The organism is Roseburia sp. MSJ-14, assembly GCF_018918225.1.
Classification (GTDB): Bacteria; Bacillota; Clostridia; order Lachnospirales; family Lachnospiraceae; genus Petralouisia.
Map to the genome: position 1 here is coordinate 136,677 of NZ_JAHLQD010000005.1, position 16,652 is coordinate 153,328.

At 37.5% G+C, this 16,652-nt stretch carries 19 protein-coding genes and 1 other RNA gene; 3 read left to right on the top strand and 17 right to left on the bottom strand.

The annotated features are described in order from the left end of the window. Positions 1–67 precede the first annotated feature (67 nt). From KQI83_RS00975 to KQI83_RS01010, 8 genes are all read right to left on the bottom strand, one after another. Positions 68–640, bottom strand: a complete 573-nt coding sequence (locus KQI83_RS00975; protein ID WP_216553990.1) for a DUF948 domain-containing protein — start codon at positions 638–640, stop codon at positions 68–70. Beyond that, a complete protein-coding gene (locus KQI83_RS00980; RefSeq protein ID WP_216553991.1) occupies positions 637–1,110 on the bottom strand; it encodes a hypothetical protein in 474 nt (157 codons plus the stop codon). The genes KQI83_RS00975 and KQI83_RS00980 overlap by 4 nt, the downstream gene beginning before the upstream one ends. 16 nt (positions 1,111–1,126) lie before the next feature. Beyond that, complete coding sequence (locus KQI83_RS00985) at positions 1,127–1,270, bottom strand: hypothetical protein (protein WP_216553992.1); 144 nt, start codon at positions 1,268–1,270, stop codon at positions 1,127–1,129. A gap of 130 nt (positions 1,271–1,400) precedes the next feature. Next, a complete protein-coding gene (locus tag KQI83_RS00990; RefSeq protein ID WP_216553993.1) occupies positions 1,401–1,736 on the bottom strand; it encodes a hypothetical protein in 336 nt (111 codons plus the stop codon). 30 nt (positions 1,737–1,766) lie between these two features. Then, entirely contained in the window at positions 1,767–3,143 is a 1,377-nt protein-coding gene (locus KQI83_RS00995) for a hypothetical protein (RefSeq protein ID WP_216553994.1), read from the bottom strand. Continuing rightward, positions 3,140–4,219, bottom strand: a complete 1,080-nt coding sequence (locus tag KQI83_RS01000) for an ATPase, T2SS/T4P/T4SS family (RefSeq protein WP_216553995.1) — start codon at positions 4,217–4,219, stop codon at positions 3,140–3,142. Before KQI83_RS01000 ends, KQI83_RS00995 begins: the two co-directional genes overlap by 4 nt. A gap of 70 nt (positions 4,220–4,289) precedes the next feature. Beyond that, positions 4,290–4,451 carry a hypothetical protein gene (locus tag KQI83_RS01005; protein WP_216553996.1) on the bottom strand — a complete coding sequence of 54 codons (162 nt, stop codon included), beginning with the start codon at positions 4,449–4,451 and terminating at the stop codon, positions 4,290–4,292. A 327-nt stretch (positions 4,452–4,778) separates the two neighbouring features. Continuing rightward, entirely contained in the window at positions 4,779–5,624 is an 846-nt protein-coding gene (locus KQI83_RS01010) for an Mrp/NBP35 family ATP-binding protein (protein WP_216553997.1), read from the bottom strand. Positions 5,625–5,733: 109 nt separating this feature from the next. Between KQI83_RS01010 and KQI83_RS01015 the strand changes: the two genes are divergently transcribed. Then, the gene (locus tag KQI83_RS01015) at positions 5,734–6,138 is read left to right on the top strand and encodes a putative ABC transporter permease (protein ID WP_216553998.1); all 405 of its coding nucleotides are present in this window, start codon (positions 5,734–5,736) and stop codon (positions 6,136–6,138) included. An 82-nt stretch (positions 6,139–6,220) separates the two neighbouring features. Here the strand turns inward: KQI83_RS01015 and KQI83_RS01020 are convergent, their stop codons facing one another. Next, positions 6,221–6,637, bottom strand: a complete 417-nt coding sequence (locus tag KQI83_RS01020) for a PH domain-containing protein (RefSeq protein ID WP_216553999.1) — start codon at positions 6,635–6,637, stop codon at positions 6,221–6,223. 197 nt (positions 6,638–6,834) lie between these two features. Here KQI83_RS01020 and pyrB point away from each other — a divergent pair, with 197 nt between their 5' ends. Together pyrB and KQI83_RS01030 are read left to right on the top strand one after the other, a co-directional pair. After that, the gene (gene pyrB, locus KQI83_RS01025; RefSeq protein ID WP_216554000.1) at positions 6,835–7,755 is read left to right on the top strand and encodes an aspartate carbamoyltransferase; all 921 of its coding nucleotides are present in this window, start codon (positions 6,835–6,837) and stop codon (positions 7,753–7,755) included. Then, on the top strand, positions 7,749–8,189 hold the full coding sequence (locus KQI83_RS01030) for an aspartate carbamoyltransferase regulatory subunit (RefSeq protein WP_216554001.1): 441 nt from the start codon (positions 7,749–7,751) through the stop codon (positions 8,187–8,189). Before pyrB ends, KQI83_RS01030 begins: the two co-directional genes overlap by 7 nt. A gap of 102 nt (positions 8,190–8,291) precedes the next feature. On the opposite strand, the gene KQI83_RS01035 is transcribed toward KQI83_RS01030, so the two are convergent. The 8 genes from KQI83_RS01035 to KQI83_RS01070 form a co-directional block, all read right to left on the bottom strand. Further along, positions 8,292–8,687 (bottom strand): hypothetical protein, encoded by a 396-nt coding sequence (locus KQI83_RS01035; protein WP_216554002.1) that lies wholly within the window; start codon positions 8,685–8,687, stop codon positions 8,292–8,294. A gap of 177 nt (positions 8,688–8,864) precedes the next feature. Then, positions 8,865–9,207: RNase P RNA component class A (gene rnpB / locus KQI83_RS01040), an RNA gene on the bottom strand. 244 nt (positions 9,208–9,451) lie between these two features. After that, complete coding sequence (locus KQI83_RS01045) at positions 9,452–11,128, bottom strand: nucleoside kinase (RefSeq protein ID WP_216554003.1); 1,677 nt, start codon at positions 11,126–11,128, stop codon at positions 9,452–9,454. 15 nt (positions 11,129–11,143) lie between these two features. Beyond that, entirely contained in the window at positions 11,144–11,926 is a 783-nt protein-coding gene (locus KQI83_RS01050) for a Nif3-like dinuclear metal center hexameric protein (RefSeq protein ID WP_216554004.1), read from the bottom strand. 2 nt (positions 11,927–11,928) lie between these two features. Then, on the bottom strand, positions 11,929–12,639 hold the full coding sequence (locus KQI83_RS01055) for a tRNA (adenine(22)-N(1))-methyltransferase (RefSeq protein WP_216554005.1): 711 nt from the start codon (positions 12,637–12,639) through the stop codon (positions 11,929–11,931). Between the two features lies 1 nt (position 12,640). After that, on the bottom strand, positions 12,641–13,744 hold the full coding sequence (gene rpoD, locus KQI83_RS01060) for an RNA polymerase sigma factor RpoD (RefSeq protein ID WP_216554006.1): 1,104 nt from the start codon (positions 13,742–13,744) through the stop codon (positions 12,641–12,643). A gap of 25 nt (positions 13,745–13,769) precedes the next feature. Beyond that, positions 13,770–15,569: a DNA primase gene (dnaG, locus tag KQI83_RS01065; RefSeq protein ID WP_216554007.1), complete on the bottom strand. Its 1,800-nt coding sequence runs from the start codon at positions 15,567–15,569 to the stop codon at positions 13,770–13,772. Between the two features lie 33 nt (positions 15,570–15,602). Next, on the bottom strand, positions 15,603–16,613 hold the full coding sequence (locus KQI83_RS01070; protein WP_216554008.1) for a deoxyguanosinetriphosphate triphosphohydrolase: 1,011 nt from the start codon (positions 16,611–16,613) through the stop codon (positions 15,603–15,605). Positions 16,614–16,652: the final 39 nt, after the last annotated feature.

The window sequence follows — 16,652 nt, forward strand, 5'->3', positions numbered from 1 at the left end:
CTTACCAAAAGGCAAGTATTTTTCCATTTTTTTCCATATATTCTTTTTTCAATGTACAACTTTCTTTTCATTCTAACTTTCCATAAAAAATTCTATCCGTTTCCAATTGAATTTCTTCTGGGTACACAACCTGTCCATTTTCATCCATCCAACCTTCAAAGTTACCATCAGGATTAACGGGCGTCGGTATTTTACTTCCTTCTGTTAATTTATATACTTTATAAATCTCCCCTGCAATTTTATACACTGCTGTATACTGCTTTTTCTTTTCCAACTGATATTTTTCTAATATTACAGTTTTATTTGCTTCTACTTTTTCCTTTTTTCCAAGACAATTTTGAAAATTTCCTTCTGCATGTACTGATAAAATTCCCTTTTCTGTATCCGCCTCTATAATAGAAACTAGTATTTCAGAATCACTTTCAATTCCCATTTCCAGATTATTTTTGAAATATTGCACAAACTCCTGCCTGTCAATTTGGGGATTTTTCTTCAAATATTCAACTGTCTGCTTTGTTGCATGTTCTAAAGTATTTTCTAACTCATTTTTCCGGACACTGCGACCACTAATTATCATAGCAGCTACAATTACCATAAATGCAATTGCAGCCATTATGCCACCTTTTATCACATATTTCATTTTTTCTCCCTCTTATCCACAGGAATTTCTATTTCTTCCACTGTGTATCTTTTTTCTTTATCTTGCACCCTTAACTTAAAAACATAAATCCCTGCCTCTGGGAAAATTACTTTCTGTGTCTCTTGTTGATACATTTTCATTTGATTGTTTCCTGATTTATCTACGATTCCCTGCACTTCTACAGCTAGTTTTTCCCCTTCTGCATCCTCCCCCGAAAATATTTCTTCTATTGAAATTATATCCCCTGCATACCACTGCTTTTGTTCGTTATAAAAAATTTTGGGTGCTGTTCTTTGACACACTTTTGAAAAGTTTTGAAAATCCTGATAGTTACTATAGTCTTTTTTCTGTAACTGTGTTCTTTTTCCAACTACGGATAGTAACCCTGCTGAAAAAATCAGTGCCAAAATCATAACGGCAACTACTCCCCCTACCAACATTTCACCATATTCTTCCAGTCCGTTTTTCATTTTTATCACCTTTCCTTTAACAAATACTTTGGAAAAACGCTAGAATTACTTTGTAAATCTCCCCCGCCGGAAGTAACAATCGCATTACAATTCCTGTAATCGCCACAATTCCTGTAACTCCCAAAACTACTCCTCCATATTCATTCCATACATTTTTCATTCTTTCTTCCTACTGACTACTCACTCTTTCTAATAATTGCCAAAACACACCGGTTAACATTAGTCCTGCTATTACATAAACTATCATCCCTGCATATTCCTCCATAAGTTTTTTCATACTTTCTTCCTTCCTATCCTGCCATTCCTCGAATCTCGTGCTCCGAAAACAGATTCAGTACCGGAATAGCATAGTCATAATATAAAATTACTGATGCCAACTGCATATTAGATGTTTCATCATATACTGCTGATTCTATTTCTACGCGATATCCTTCTTTCGCAGCTTGTTCTATACAAGCCTCTATCACACCTTCATTAAAATTACTACATGCGATTTCTTCCATAATATCAGAATGATAATTTCTGGCTGCGGAAGTTTGCACTCCGGCAGCAACAATCCCCATTCCAAGCAATGCTTCAAGTAATAAGAAAAATAATCCCATATAAGCTTTGATTACCTGTCCCATCTTTGTTCCTTTCTATATTAAATATTTATTTTAAATACTCATTTTTGTAAGAAATACCATCATAAATACTGCCATATTTATCATCATTTCAAATGAAATTGTAATTTGTGGTAAGTAACCGACGGTGGTAATTCCTGCTAGTTTTCTTTCATTTAATATTTTTTCTGCCTGATCTAATAATTTTTCATTTCGTTGCACCATTACCTGTATCTGCTCCTGGCTATCACCGTTTCCTGATTCAGATATGGCATATAACATTTTCATTGCTGACTGCACATAAGATAATTGGAACATATTTAAAAACTCCATATATGGTTCCATGGATTCTGGCTGTTCTTTCAATTTTTCTATCATTTTCTCCAATTCCGGTCTTAGTACAGTTGGCGCTTCTGTAACTGTCTTACTAATGGCAACCTGAACATTATTTCCTTGTAATAGCAATGCTAGTTCCATCAACCACTGTGGAAAACGAAGATTTATCTCTTTTACCAACCAGTTATAACAAATACGATAAGACAACCTATATGGGCTTTTCTTTTGTGTAACTATTTTCCAATACTCCCTCACTTTTTTCTCATCGTCTTCTATTTCTCTTTCCAGCCAGCTTTTTGCAAGTTCCTGATTTGCCTTTCTAAAAATCAACATATTTAATAGAAAATAGCAGGTTGTCGCTATCTGTGTAACAGAATTGTTTATAATGGAGTATTGTTCCGGCATTGTTCGATACACTCCATGAAATACTGCTGCCAAAAGAATCGTAATTAACAACGCAACAATTACCCTGGTTCGTCCCCGCTTCTTTTCTTCTTGCAGTAACAATACATTTTCAACCCATAAAGCCTTATCTGCAAGAAGCAAACGTATGCCATTTCTATAATCTCCACCATTTTTTTCAATTACTCGCAAAAAACTGTGAATTGCAATCATCCTTCTTCCCGGATACTGTTCTTCTATTTTTTGAAATGCCTCCTGATATAAATCATGTTCATATGTCCCCTGTTCAATATACGCTATGGTTTCACCGATTGTAGTACGCATTCTTCCTTCCGGAAACAAACTTTCTGTATCACGCAAGGCTGACAATATTTTTCCTTCTTGTTGAAACGAATATAAAATTTGCTCCATATAATCTGATGCTTCTAAAAACTTTTTATGCTCGTACATATTTTTATATCCATTCAATAACATTCCCGGCAACATGATTATCCACGCCACCGCCAAAATCATCACCATATACCATGACAATGAAAACAGCCTTCCGCAAACAAATATACCACCAAAAGAAATCAACAATGAAATCACATAGTTGCCCCAAGAAAAATAATATCCGTATCCATCAATTTGTTTTTGTAAATACTTTGGATTTAACAGCCACCATGCATGCTCTTTTTTTCTTTTCTTTTTCATTTTTCCTCCTGTAAAAAACTCATATCCAATGGTTCAAATGCCGTTGTTTCCGCACATTGGAAAAAATTCTCTATATTCACACGCTCAAACTTTCTTTTTACATCTTCCGGTATCTCTTTAGACAAGATTTTTCCGTCTTCCATCAACATATAAACACTATTTTTCCCTTGGTACCTATCATAAAAGCACACCTGATCGATGTAACGTTTCTGTTTTCCCTTTTCATCTACACGTTGGCGAATTAGGACACCTACACTTACAAACTCATATATATAATTTTCTAAACGTTCTGCGTCCTTGGTCCTTCCAATCATGTTCATAATTCGATCCGGCAAATTTCTTAAATCATCTAAATGTAAAGTGGTAAACCCGCAAACTCCGGTAGACCACTGTTCTAACAAGTATTGTACTTCCGTAGAACGTGCCTCTGATAAAATAATCCATTTGGGGTTCTGACGAAGACATAACTTAATCGCATCTGTATAACTTAATTCACGACTTACCTGCAATTCCACACAATCATTTTCCGGATTAATTTCCCGAAAATGCATTTCTAAGTTATCTTCGATGGTAATTACCCGTTGATTTTCCGGTATGAATCCGGAAAAAAATTTCGCACATTCTGTTTTTCCAACTCCCGGTTCTCCGCAAAAAACAAAATTCATTTTTGCACGCACACAATTAATTAATAAATTTAAAATCGGCAATGGACAGTATTCTGTATCCAGTATACTTTCTATAGTATGCCTTACCTCCGGCAATGACTTACGAATACAAATGGATCGCCCGGTTACCGCAGCGGATTCATGTACGATACTGATTCTAAGTGTCTTTGTCTCTGCTTCTAACACATTGTGAATTCGATTAAACGGTTTATTCACTCTGTTGGCTATTCTATGGGTGAACTCCTCGATAAATTCTTCTGTTATCGCTGTTTCTGCACGATATCTCCCTCTTTCTAAATCCGTTATCCACAACTCATGACCGTTATAATCAATATCTGTTACTTCTTTTTTCTGTATATAGGGTAAAAATGCCCCAAAATCTTCTTCTTGAAGTTCCCAATTTGTTTCCACGCATTTTTCCTTTCTTTTTAACACTTCCTAGTAAGCTCCCTGCCTAAAACCCGGCAGGGCAGCTTCTTTTTTATACTGTTCCAGCCTTGGCAAATAACGAATTTACCATATTTACAAATGCATTATGCACCGGACCGCCATCTACCAATAGCAGACCCACTAATGCAATCAGTGCAACAATTACAACACCGATAATAATAATTCCGCTATATTCTTCAAAAATGACCTTCATATACTTCCTCCCTTCTGTTTATTTCACATTATTCTTCCATGTTGTCTCTTCTCTTTTGTTATTGTTGATTTTGGCGAAGCTTACGCCTTTGATATTATTTTGATTAAAATTCTGATTCAGAACTAAAAGATGCCGTTTTCAGATTCGGCAATATTAGATTTATGATAGAACGTCGTTCTGTATTTGGTATTGTAATTGGTTCTTTTCAAAAAATCAATTATGCATTTTTTACAATTTTTTTCACAAAAAAATATGCCTTGCAGGAGCAAATCCGCTTACTGCAAGGCTTTCAGATGTCAAAAAAGATTTTTAGACACTGCTTATTTTTTATATATTTTCTACTTTTTTTATTGCTTCTTCCAGATATGGATTCTCAATCTGGTCAAACTTTCCTTCATCCACCATTTGAGCAAATTCAGGGTTCAATGGCATCTTTCCAAGTACCGGAATGTTCATTTCGGCTGCTGCTTCATCAATATGACTCTCACCAAACAACTTAATTTCTTTTCCGCAATCTGGACATTTCAGGTAACTATAATTTTCTACTAATCCTAATACCGGAATCTTCATCATTTCTGCCATATTAATTGCTTTTTTCACAATCAACTGCACTAACTCCTGTGGAGAAGTTACAATTACAATTCCATCTACCGGAAGAGATTGAAATACCGTAAGTGGTACATCACCTGTTCCCGGTGGCATATCTACAAACAGATAATCAATATCGCCCCAGTATACATCATGCCAGAATTGTTTCACCGTAGAGGCAATTACAGGTCCTCTCCATACAACCGGTGCTTCTTCATCTTCCATCAATAAATTCAAAGACATAATCTTGGTTCCATCTGCCGCTGCAACGGGAAAAAGTCCCATATCACTGCCTTCTGCCGGTCCATGAACTCCGAACATTTTAGGAATAGAAGGTCCTGTAATATCAGCATCTAAAATTCCCACTTCATATCCTTGCTTTCTCATTGCTGTTGCCAGTGAAGCTGTTACAAAAGACTTTCCAACGCCACCTTTTCCGCTGACTATTCCTATTACTTTTTTCACACTGGAATATGGATTTAAATCCTCTATCAAACTCTTTGGCGCACTATTATGGCCCGGACATCCTTCACAACTTTCCTTAGAACAGGTGGATGCTCCGCTGCACTCACTCTTATCTGCCATAATCATTCCTCCTGACTTTTATTATTTATCTTCACACACGTTGAAAATAAGTATACTCTATTTTTTGTTTCTTTTCAATAAATTACAATATTTTGTACATACTATCTCTATGAAAAAAAATTTTATACTATGCGGTCTGATCGGATGGTGTTTGGAAATTCTTTTTACTGCGTTTGATTCCTTTCGCAGACGTGAACTTACCTTAGTTGGTAAAACTTCTCTTTGGATGTTCCCCATCTACGGACTTGCTGTTATTATCAAACCACTTTATCAAAAACTGAAAAATGTTCCTACACTTATACGCGCCTTTGCTTATTCTATGCTTATTTTTACTGCTGAATACATTTTTGGAAGTATTTTAAAAAAATATAGAGTATGTCCTTGGGATTACAGCAAAGCACGAACAAATATAAAAGGAGTGATACGTTTAGACTACGCCCCTTACTGGATGCTTACCGGGCTTTTATATGAAAAAATATTATGTAGGAAAAAGTATGAGAAACACACTTTATAAGTTTCTTCACTACTTGTGCAAATAAAAAGTACCGCTTCGTCTTTGGAGACAAAGCGGCATTTTTATTTTTTAATCTTTCATTTTAATCAGGAATTCCATCTCCATTAAGATCCAAATCACTTGCTCCGATATCCTGCGTATTGATTGTTCTTCTCTTCATTCTTGCTGCCTCTGAAGCCTTTAACAGATAGTTCTTAATTTCCTTTGCATGTTTGATATGTACCATAGTTAATTGAGGAGTTGTCACATCTCCTGTATAACAAATAATGGTTCCTAATCCGAAGATTCTTTCCAACAATGTGGTCGTCAGCTTTACATCCTGCACTTTATACATATAGCAATCATCTTCTTCGGTTCTTAATAAGCCTCTATCCTCTGTAATCATATCCGCTGTAATGCTATATTTTGTAAAAGTCCAAGGCAAACCAAAGAATAATATTCTTTTGCGCTCCTTGTATACTACTTCATCTTCTTCTAATATTACTTTTTCATTTGCCATAAAAAACACCTCATTAATTCATTTTCTTTTTATTGTACTATACTTCTTTTTTTCTGGCAAACCTTTTTCACAAAATACCTCTTGAAATTTATTCTTTTCTGTTATATGATAGTGAAAATGCCTGCGAGTTATTAATTATTTGCAGGCAATCATACTGTCAACCGTAATTTATACAAATTACAAATAGGAGGAGTCATATGCGACATTTAATGAGCCCGCTTGATTTATCCGTTGAGGAACTGGATAAACTACTTACGCTGGCAACTGATATTGAAAAAAATCCTCAGAAATACGCACATGCCTGTGAGGGAAAAAAACTTGCTACTTGCTTCTATGAACCAAGTACCAGAACAAGATTAAGTTTTGAAGCTGCCATGTTAAACCTTGGTGGACGTGTTCTCGGTTTTGCAAGTGCTGACAGCAGTTCTGCTTCTAAAGGTGAGAGTGTTTCTGATACCATCCGTGTTATTTCTTGTTACGCTGATATATGCGCTATGAGACATCCAAAAGAAGGTGCCCCGCTAGTTGCTTCTCAGAAGTCACGAATTCCAGTTATCAATGCTGGTGACGGTGGACATCAGCACCCTACTCAAACTCTTACAGATTTACTTACTATCCGTTCTTTAAAAGGACGTCTTGATAATCTTACTATTGGTCTTTGCGGTGATTTAAAATTCGGACGTACTGTTCATTCTTTGATTCAGGCACTCATTCGTTATCCCGGTATTCGTTTTGTTTTAATCTCACCGGAAGAACTGCGCATTCCAAGCTATATTCGTGAAGATGTCCTAAAGAAAAACAACATTCCATTCCAGGAAGTAGAACGTTTAGAAGATGCTATCGGTGACTTGGATATCTTATATATGACTCGTGTACAAAGAGAGCGTTTCTTCAATGAGGAAGATTACATTCGTATGAAAGATTTTTATATCTTAAACAAGGCAAAAATGGATCTTGCCAAGGATGATATGATTGTTATGCATCCACTTCCAAGAGTAAATGAAATCTCTGTGGAAGTAGACGATGACCCAAGAGCTGCTTATTTTAAACAGGTACAATATGGTGTCTATGTTCGTATGGCACTGATTCTTACATTACTGGAGGTAGAAGTATGTTAAACGTAGGTGCAATTACAGAAGGTTTTGTATTAGATCATATTCAGGCAGGAACCAGTCTTTCTCTTTACCATGACTTAAAATTAGACGAGCTGGACTGTTGTGTTGCCATTATTAAAAATGCCCGTAGTAATAAAATGGGAAAGAAAGATATTTTAAAGGTGGAATGCAATATTGACGCTGTTGATTTGGATGTACTTGGTTTTATTGACCACAATATTACTGTCAATATTATTAAAGGGGAAAAAATCGTTGAAAAACGTGAACTTCACCTGCCAAAGGAAATCAAAAATGTAATTACCTGTCAGAATCCACGTTGTATCACTTCTATTGAGCAGGAATTAGACCAGATTTTCCTTTTAACAGACCCTGAAAACGAAACCTATCGTTGTAAATATTGTGAGGAAAAGTACAACCCACACAAGAAAATACGATAGCGGAGCGTTTTTTATACAATAGGACGCAATTTCCCATTGATAAAAAGAGAGTAGTAACTTGCCATTTATGTTACCACTCTCTTTTCTTATCTCTAATTTTAATTAACTTTTCTTAATAAACTCTGTTCTACACTTCGGACAGGTAATACAAATTTTTCCTTTTCCTCTTGGTACTCGCACCTTTTGCTTACAGGAAGGACATTTATAAAAATGATATACTTTACGCTGTTTCCAGTGCTCTTTTCTCTTATTACGTTCTACCACTCGTTTATACTTCCAAGTAGCAAACTTCTGATTCTCTGCATATCGTTTATCAATCTGTCTGGACATCATTCGGTAATACTCATAAATCATCAGCCCAAATCCAAGTAGATAAAAGATTCCCCATCTGGTAAACATGGATATTACTAACAACACCAGGGATACTACCATATATACCTGTCCCAGTTGGTCTGCACCATATCTTCCCATCATAAAACGCTGTAACTTCTGTTTCATTTTCCTCACTCCTGACTTAAGTATGAATTTATGGTAGCGCAGAAAAATTTTAAAGTCAATGGAGTTATTTTCTTTTAAGAAACATTTTATACTTTGGTAATAATCATAAACATGTTGTTTTTAATTCTTTCCTATAACGCACAAAACTCTTGTTTCTAAAAACAAGAGTCTCTTTCTTAAATAAGCAAGGCTGTAAGCCGGGTTATGTCGTGGATAATCATCTATCTAGTATAACTGTTACCAGTTATCTCAAGCGACCTACCTAAAGCTAGCGGGCCACGTCAACGCTTTTATTCGGTCTTGCTTCGGATGGGGTTTACATGTGCCCCGTCTGTTACCAGACAGGCGGTAGTCTCTTACACTGCCCTTCCACCCTTACTATTGCTAGCGGTATATTTCTGTTGCACTGTCCTTGGAGTCACCTCCACCGGCCGTTAACCGGCATCCTGCCCTATGAAGCCCGGACTTTCCTCACCTGCGGTCTTTCGACACTTGCAGCCGCGATTATCTGCCCTACTTATTTACTATATGCTATTACACACTTTCGTCATCCTAACACATTTTTTTTAGAAAATCAAGTGGTAACTATATATATTAGTACCGTTAAAGTTCAGCTCGCACCATTCGCAAAGACACCTTCGGTGTTTTCACGCTGCTTCACAGCTAACTTTGCTCATAAACAGGCGCTCCGCTCATAGTCAGCACCACGTCCTCATTCATGCAAGCATGATTCAGCCCTAGTGCAGACTATGGCTGAACTATAACTATACGTTAAAACAACTTCCACCGATAAATTCTCTTAAGATAGAGTTTCTTCCGATTTCCTCACTGGGTACCGGAAGGAAATAGTCTAAGAACTTTAACAGTCTCTTTGCCTCAATATATTCCGGGCAATCCTTTTCTATCTCAAATAACAATGGTTCTGCATATTGCTTTAATACTGCCAGTTCATAGATCAATGCAGAGTTAAACATAATATCCGCTTCTTCCTGAAATGGGAAAATATACTGTTCTTCACCACGTCTTACGGAATCCCACATTGCGATTGTTTGTTTTGCCGTAATGTTTCTTGTTCGGGCATCTCTTACAATTCTACGAATAATTCTTCCATCTGTAGTTGGCAAATTATTATGTTCATCAATATTCAACTGGGTCAATGCACTAATGTATATCTTCAATTTACTGGATTTTGGTAATGTATAGGAAAGTTTATCATTCAATCCATGAATCCCTTCAATTACTAAAATATCATTTTTTCCCAGTCTCTTATAATCTCCCTTGTATTCCCGCAATCCTGTACGGAAATTATAGGTTGGAATTTCCACCTGTTCTCCTGCTAAAAGTGCCGACATATCTCGGTTAAATGTCTCAATATCTAACGCTTCTAAACATTCAAAATTAAATTTTCCATCCTCATCCCTTGGAGTATCTTCTCGGTTTACATAATAGTCATCCAAAGAAATTGGATGCGGATGTAATCCCTGCGCCATTAATTGAATGGACAACCGATGGGAAAAAGTCGTTTTTCCGGAGGAAGACGGACCTGCTATCATTACAAACTTCTTGTCGGGCTGAGCTGCAATCTCTTCTGCTAACTTTCCGATTTTTCGCTCCATTAATGCCTCAGAAACCAAAATTACATCTTGTATTCTTCCTTCTGCCACTGCATCATTCAGTGCGCCGATAGTTCCAATATCCAGCTTATCGCCCCACTCACTTGACTCTTTTAATACCTGGAACAATTTATGAGACGGTTTAAATTCTGCAATTATTTTTGTGTTTTTATCAGGGAATAATACCACAAACCCTTCATCATATAATTCTAAATCAAAATATTTCAGATAGCCTGTATCCGGCACCATATAGCCGTAATAATAATCCATATAGTTTCCGATACTGTAAACGTTCACCATAGAGCTTCTGCGATAACGAAACAGACGCTCTTTATCATACATTCCCAGTTCCCGGAATAATGCCACTGCCTCATCTGTAGTCATACTGCGTTTTTCAATGGGACGCTTTTCATCCACCAAACGCATCATTTCCATTTTTAATTGTAAAAGGTATGACATATCCGGAATTATCTTACCATCTTTTCCAAACAACTCACAATAATATCCCTGACTAATGGAATGCTCTACTCTTACGGATACTTGTTCTTTACTCTTTTTCGCTAATTCATAAACACCTCGCTGCATCAGTAAAGTAACGCTACGACGATATGCTTTTCGGCCGGATTTTTCTGCTGTAGTAACAAATGACAGCTCGCCATCCCGCTCTAATGTTCTATTTAATTCATATAGATGATTGTTCAAAAGCACCAATACAATATCATCCTTGTATTCCGGCTGATATTCTGCCGCAATTATAGAAAAAGCTGTTCCCTTTTCATATTCCTTTTCTACACCTTTTATGGTGACTTTACACCTTACTTCTCCCATATTCTGCCTTCTTTCTTATACATATACAAATGGATGTTTTTCAGGCTGTTCTATAATTTCCAAACCTTTGGTATTCTTCTCTAGAAACTCTTTCATATATGGAATAAAAATCTTTTCTATGCCATAATGTCCTGCATCGATAATTGCCATTCCCTGTGCTGCTGCATCAATTCCTTCATGATGGTCAATATCACCGGTAATCAAAACTTCCACACCATTTTTAAGCGATTCGCCGATAACACTTTTTCCTGACCCCGGACAAATTGCCACTTTAGATATTTGCTGTTCTAAATCGCCAAATACCTTTACCTGTTCTACATGAAATGCTTTTTTCACCAGTCGCGCACATTCCTGTACAGTTACTACCTGTGACAGTTTTCCTATCTTACCGATTCCCTGCGGTCCTTCTGCATCCTCACAGGTGACTTCCAATACCTGACATTCTTTCATTTCCATGCGTTTCGCTGCTAAGTCTGCCATACCTTTTACATCAAAATTTGTATGCATAGCATAATATGCAATATCCGCCTGAATTAATCTCATTACACGTTTTCCGATAAAATCTTGGGTATTTACCCTTTTTAATCCTTTAAAAATCATAGGATGGTGGGTTAGAAGCATATCTGCCTCAACTGCCTTTGCCTCTTTTATTGTCTCATCTGTTGCATCTAATGCTATATATATCTTATGCACTTCTTTTTCAGAATCTCCCACCAAAAGTCCCACATTATCCCAATCACAGGCATAATGTTCCGGTGCCTGTGATTGCAAAACAGTTATAATTTCCTGACACTTCATTTCTACTTTGCTCCATCTATCTTTTCCAGCGCATGTGCAATATAACTAAGTTCTTCTTCTATTTCTTCTTTTCTGCTGCTTACATCCTTCTTGGCATTTTTTTGCAAATTTCCTAAAATCTTCTCTTTTTGCATTTTCTGCCAAAGCAAATATTGCTTTAATACAGGATGTTTTTGTTCCAATAATTTTTCGCCATACTTAAGTGCTAATACATCCGGTATTTCTTTTTGCGCATTTTCATACACAACACGCATCATAGGATAATACTTTCCGTCTTCCAACACCATATCTTCCGCCACAATGGTATATCCGCTTTCCCAAAGGAATTTCCGAAACTCCATAACTTCTGACTGGGGCTGTAAAATCAATTCCTTGGCTGTATGTGCCACTTGTTCCCCTTGCATCAGTATCCGCTTCATTAAATTGCCACCCATACCTGCGATTACGATTCCTTCCACTTCCTTTGGCTTTAATGCTTGCAATCCATCAGATAGTCTTGTCTCTATGCGATTTTCCAATCCATATTGACGAATGTGCTCCTGTGCCCTTTCCAATGGTCCCTGATTCACATCCATGGCAATTGCTTTTTTTATTTGTTCCTTTCCGGTAAGATATACCGGTATGTAGCCGTGATCTGTTCCAACATCAGCAAGGATTCCTGTAATGGTTACCAACTGTGCTACTGCTGATAAACGTTTTGATAACTGTACCATATTAATCCAGGTAATCCTTTAACTTACGGCTTCTGCTTGGATGACGAAGTTTTCTTAATGCCTTTGCCTCAATCTGACGAATACGCTCACGGGTAACGTTAAATTCTTTTCCTACTTCTTCTAGGGTTCTTGCACGACCATCATCTAATCCAAAACGCAGACGTAATACTTTCTGTTCTCTTTCTGTCAAGGTTCCAAGCACTTCTACTAACTGCTCTTTTAATAAAGTAAATGCTGCTGCATCTGCCGGTACCGGAACGTTATCATCCTGAATAAAGTCTCCCAAATGGCTATCCTCTTCCTCTCCAATAGGAGTTTCTAAGGACACTGGCTCCTGAGAAATCTTTAAAATCTCACGCACACGTTCTACCGGCATATTCATTTCTGCTGCAATTTCTTCCGGGGATGGCTCTCTTCCTAATTCCTGTAATAACTGTCTGGAAACACGAATCAACTTATTGATTGTCTCAACCATATGAACCGGAATACGAATTGTTCTTGCCTGGTCTGCAATTGCTCTGGTAATTGCCTGACGAATCCACCAGGTTGCATAAGTAGAAAACTTATATCCCTTACGATAATCAAACTTTTCTACTGCTTTAATCAGACCAAGATTTCCTTCCTGAATCAAATCCAGGAATAACATACCACGTCCCACATAACGCTTTGCAATAGAAACTACCAAACGTAAGTTAGCTTCTGCCAAACGCTTCTTTGCTTCCTGATCTCCTAATTCCATACGTTTTGCCAGTTCAATTTCTTCTTCTGCACTCAACAGTGGTACTTTACCAATTTCCTTTAAATACATACGAACAGGATCTTCAATGGAAACTCCATCCGGCACGGAAAGGTCAATATTTTCTACCTCTACTTCATCCTCATCATTTAAGAGAATATCTTCTTCGTCTTCATCATCGGAAATTCGCAAAACGTCAATATTGTTGGACTCTAAAAAGTCCAAAATTTTCTCAAACTGTTCTGCGTTTAGTTCCAAATCTTTGAAGAAGTCACTGATTTCCTGATATTCTAATACATTCTTTTTCTTTTTTGCCAGAGCCAATAACTCCTGTAGTTTTTCGCTAAATTTCGCTGTCTTATCTTCCATTTCGTTTCATCCTTCCATTCGTTGTTTATATTTTGTCCTTATTTGGTGGAAATATGCAAATTTCAAGTTTTTGAAGTTTTTCCATATTTTTTTTATCTGCAACCAGCTTCTGCAATCCCGCCATATCGGTAGGTGCAAGATGCTTCGAGCGATAGTCCATACTGTTCTTTTTCACACGAATAATCGTTTCTTTCAATGCTTTTTCTTTATCTGACTGAGTGGTTACTTCCTTTAGTCTTGCATTAAAAAGTCCTGCAATCTCTTTTTGTTGTTCCTCTTCTGTAAACATACTGATGATTTTGGCAGGATTTAAACTTCCCTCTTCATACTGCATAAATACCAGCTTTGCAGCCTCCCGATACAGTTCTTCGGTAAAATCTTCCGGTCCGATATATGGCTTAATAATCTCAAATAGCCTTGGTTCCTCTATCAGCCAGGTCAACATCAATTTCTGTGACTGCTTCATGCCGTCTTCTTTTTTATTTTTTTCATTAATACCCGACTTCAGCGTTTTGGGCTCCTTGGTAATTCCTCCTCTGGTTCCCCGATGCGCTACCAACTTACGGAAGTTTTCAAATCCCATCTGATACTTTTCCGCTACTGCCTGCATATAATTTTCCCGTTCCAGCTCTTCCTCGAACTCCAACACTTTATCTGCAATGGCATTGTAAAACGCAGTCTTACTTTCCGGGTCTTTCAGATTATAATTTTGCTCCATAATCTGAATTTCAAACATAAAACTATTCTGAGCCTGATCAATACGCTTTTGATATTCCTCTGCCCCCAATGCTTTCATAAACTCATCCGGGTCTTTATAAGGCTTCATGTTGATGATTTTTGCGGTAAGTCCTGCTTCTTTTAAAATTGGGATTGCCCTTAGAGCTGCCTTAATTCCCGCTCCATCACTATCAAAGGTACAATAAACTTCCTTGGTATACCGTTTAAGTAAATTAGCATGTCCCGGTGTAAATGCAGTTCCAAGTGATGCAACTGCATTATCAAACCCTGCCTGATGAAGCGCAATTACATCCATATACCCTTCACACAGCAACATATACGGCTTTCTTGTAGTTCTTGCTATATTTAACCCATAAAGGTTACGGCTTTTATCAAAAATCATTGTTTCCGGAGAGTTCAAATACTTGGGTTCTCCCTCGCCCATAACTCTTCCACCGAATCCAATGACACGATTGTTGGCATCCATAATCGGAAACATGACACGGTTCCAGAACTTGTCATGCCCTCCTCGCCGTTCATCAATGGTCACCAGACCGGAATCTTTTAAGATATCATCCTCATATCCCTGCTTATGCAGATATTGATATAAATCATTACTAAACTTATTGGAATATCCTAGCCCAAACTTTGTCATCGTCTCCGGTGTCAGTTCTCGCTTCTTAAAATATTCCATTCCTATCTGCCCTTGCTCCATACGAAGTTGGGCATAAAAATATTTTGCTGCAATCTTATTGATTTCCAAAATTCGTGCACGCTTGTCCGCTTCCTGTCTTGCCTTTTGAGACATTTCCTGCTTAGGAAGTTCTATTCCTGCTCGGTCTGCTAATGCCTCCATGGCCTCCGGAAACGTAAAATTCTCATACTGCATTAGAAATGTATAAACATTTCCGCCTGCCCCACATCCAAAACAGTAATACATCTGTTTTCCCGGTGATACGGAAAATGACGGGGTTTTCTCATTATGAAAGGGACATAATCCAAAATAGGTACTGCCCTTTTTCTGAAGTCGGACATACCCTGAAATTACATCTACTATATCATTGGCAGAACGCACTTCTTCTACCAATTCATCGGAATAAAAAGGCATTCCTTGTCTCCTTTCTGTATTTTACTTCTATCTCTATTTATTTACCTGCCATGCCTTCGGTACAAAAATTTCTTCAAACTTGGCAATAGCATACTGGTCTGTCATACCGGCAATATAATCGCATACCACCCGTTCCTTTTTCTCTCCCTCACCTAGCATTTTGTAATAGTGTTCCGGCAATTTTTCTATATGTTCCATATAGTAATAGAACAGTCGCTCTACCAACTCCATAGCTCTTTTTTCCTCTCCCTTTGCTACCGGATTGGTATATACACTTTTAAACATAAATCCTCGTAATCCTTGCATTGCATGGGCTACTTCCTGAGACATACAGATGTCATTTTTCCCCTGACTATTGGTAATAATATTATGTATAAAAGTATTTAAACGATTTCTTGTGGTATTGCCTAAAACTTCCCGATACTCCATTGGAATATCTTCTTCACGCAACACTTGTGCGCGTATAGCATCATCTATATCATGATTGATATAGGCTATCTTATCGGATAACCGAACAATCTTTCCCTCAAGAGTTGCCGGCATTAAGCTGGTCTGGTGATTCAAAATCCCATCCCGAACTTCCCATGTGAGATTTAATCCTGCACCATCCTTTTCTAATTTTTCCACTACTCGGACACTTTGTTCATTATGCTTAAACCCATCTTCACAAATCTCATTTAATACATGTTCCCCTGCATGTCCAAAAGGTGTATGCCCTAAGTCATGTCCTAATGCAATTGCCTCAACTAAGTCCTCATTCAGCCTTAGTGCCTTTGCAATAGTTCTGGCATTTTGTGAAACCTCCAGGGTATGTGTCAATCTGGTACGATAATGATCTCCTTTGGGAGCCAAAAATACTTGTGTTTTGTGCATCAGTCGGCGAAATGACTTACAGTGTAAAATACGGTCACGATCTCGCTGAAACACCGGACGAATGTCACACTGCGCTTCTTCCCGATCTCTTCCTCTTGAATTTTCACTCAAGGTTGCATAGGGACTTAAATTAGTCCGTTCCAGTAACTCCATAGTTTCTCTTATCGTCACTATTCATCACCTCTTCGCTGCTTTGTCAAATGAATATTT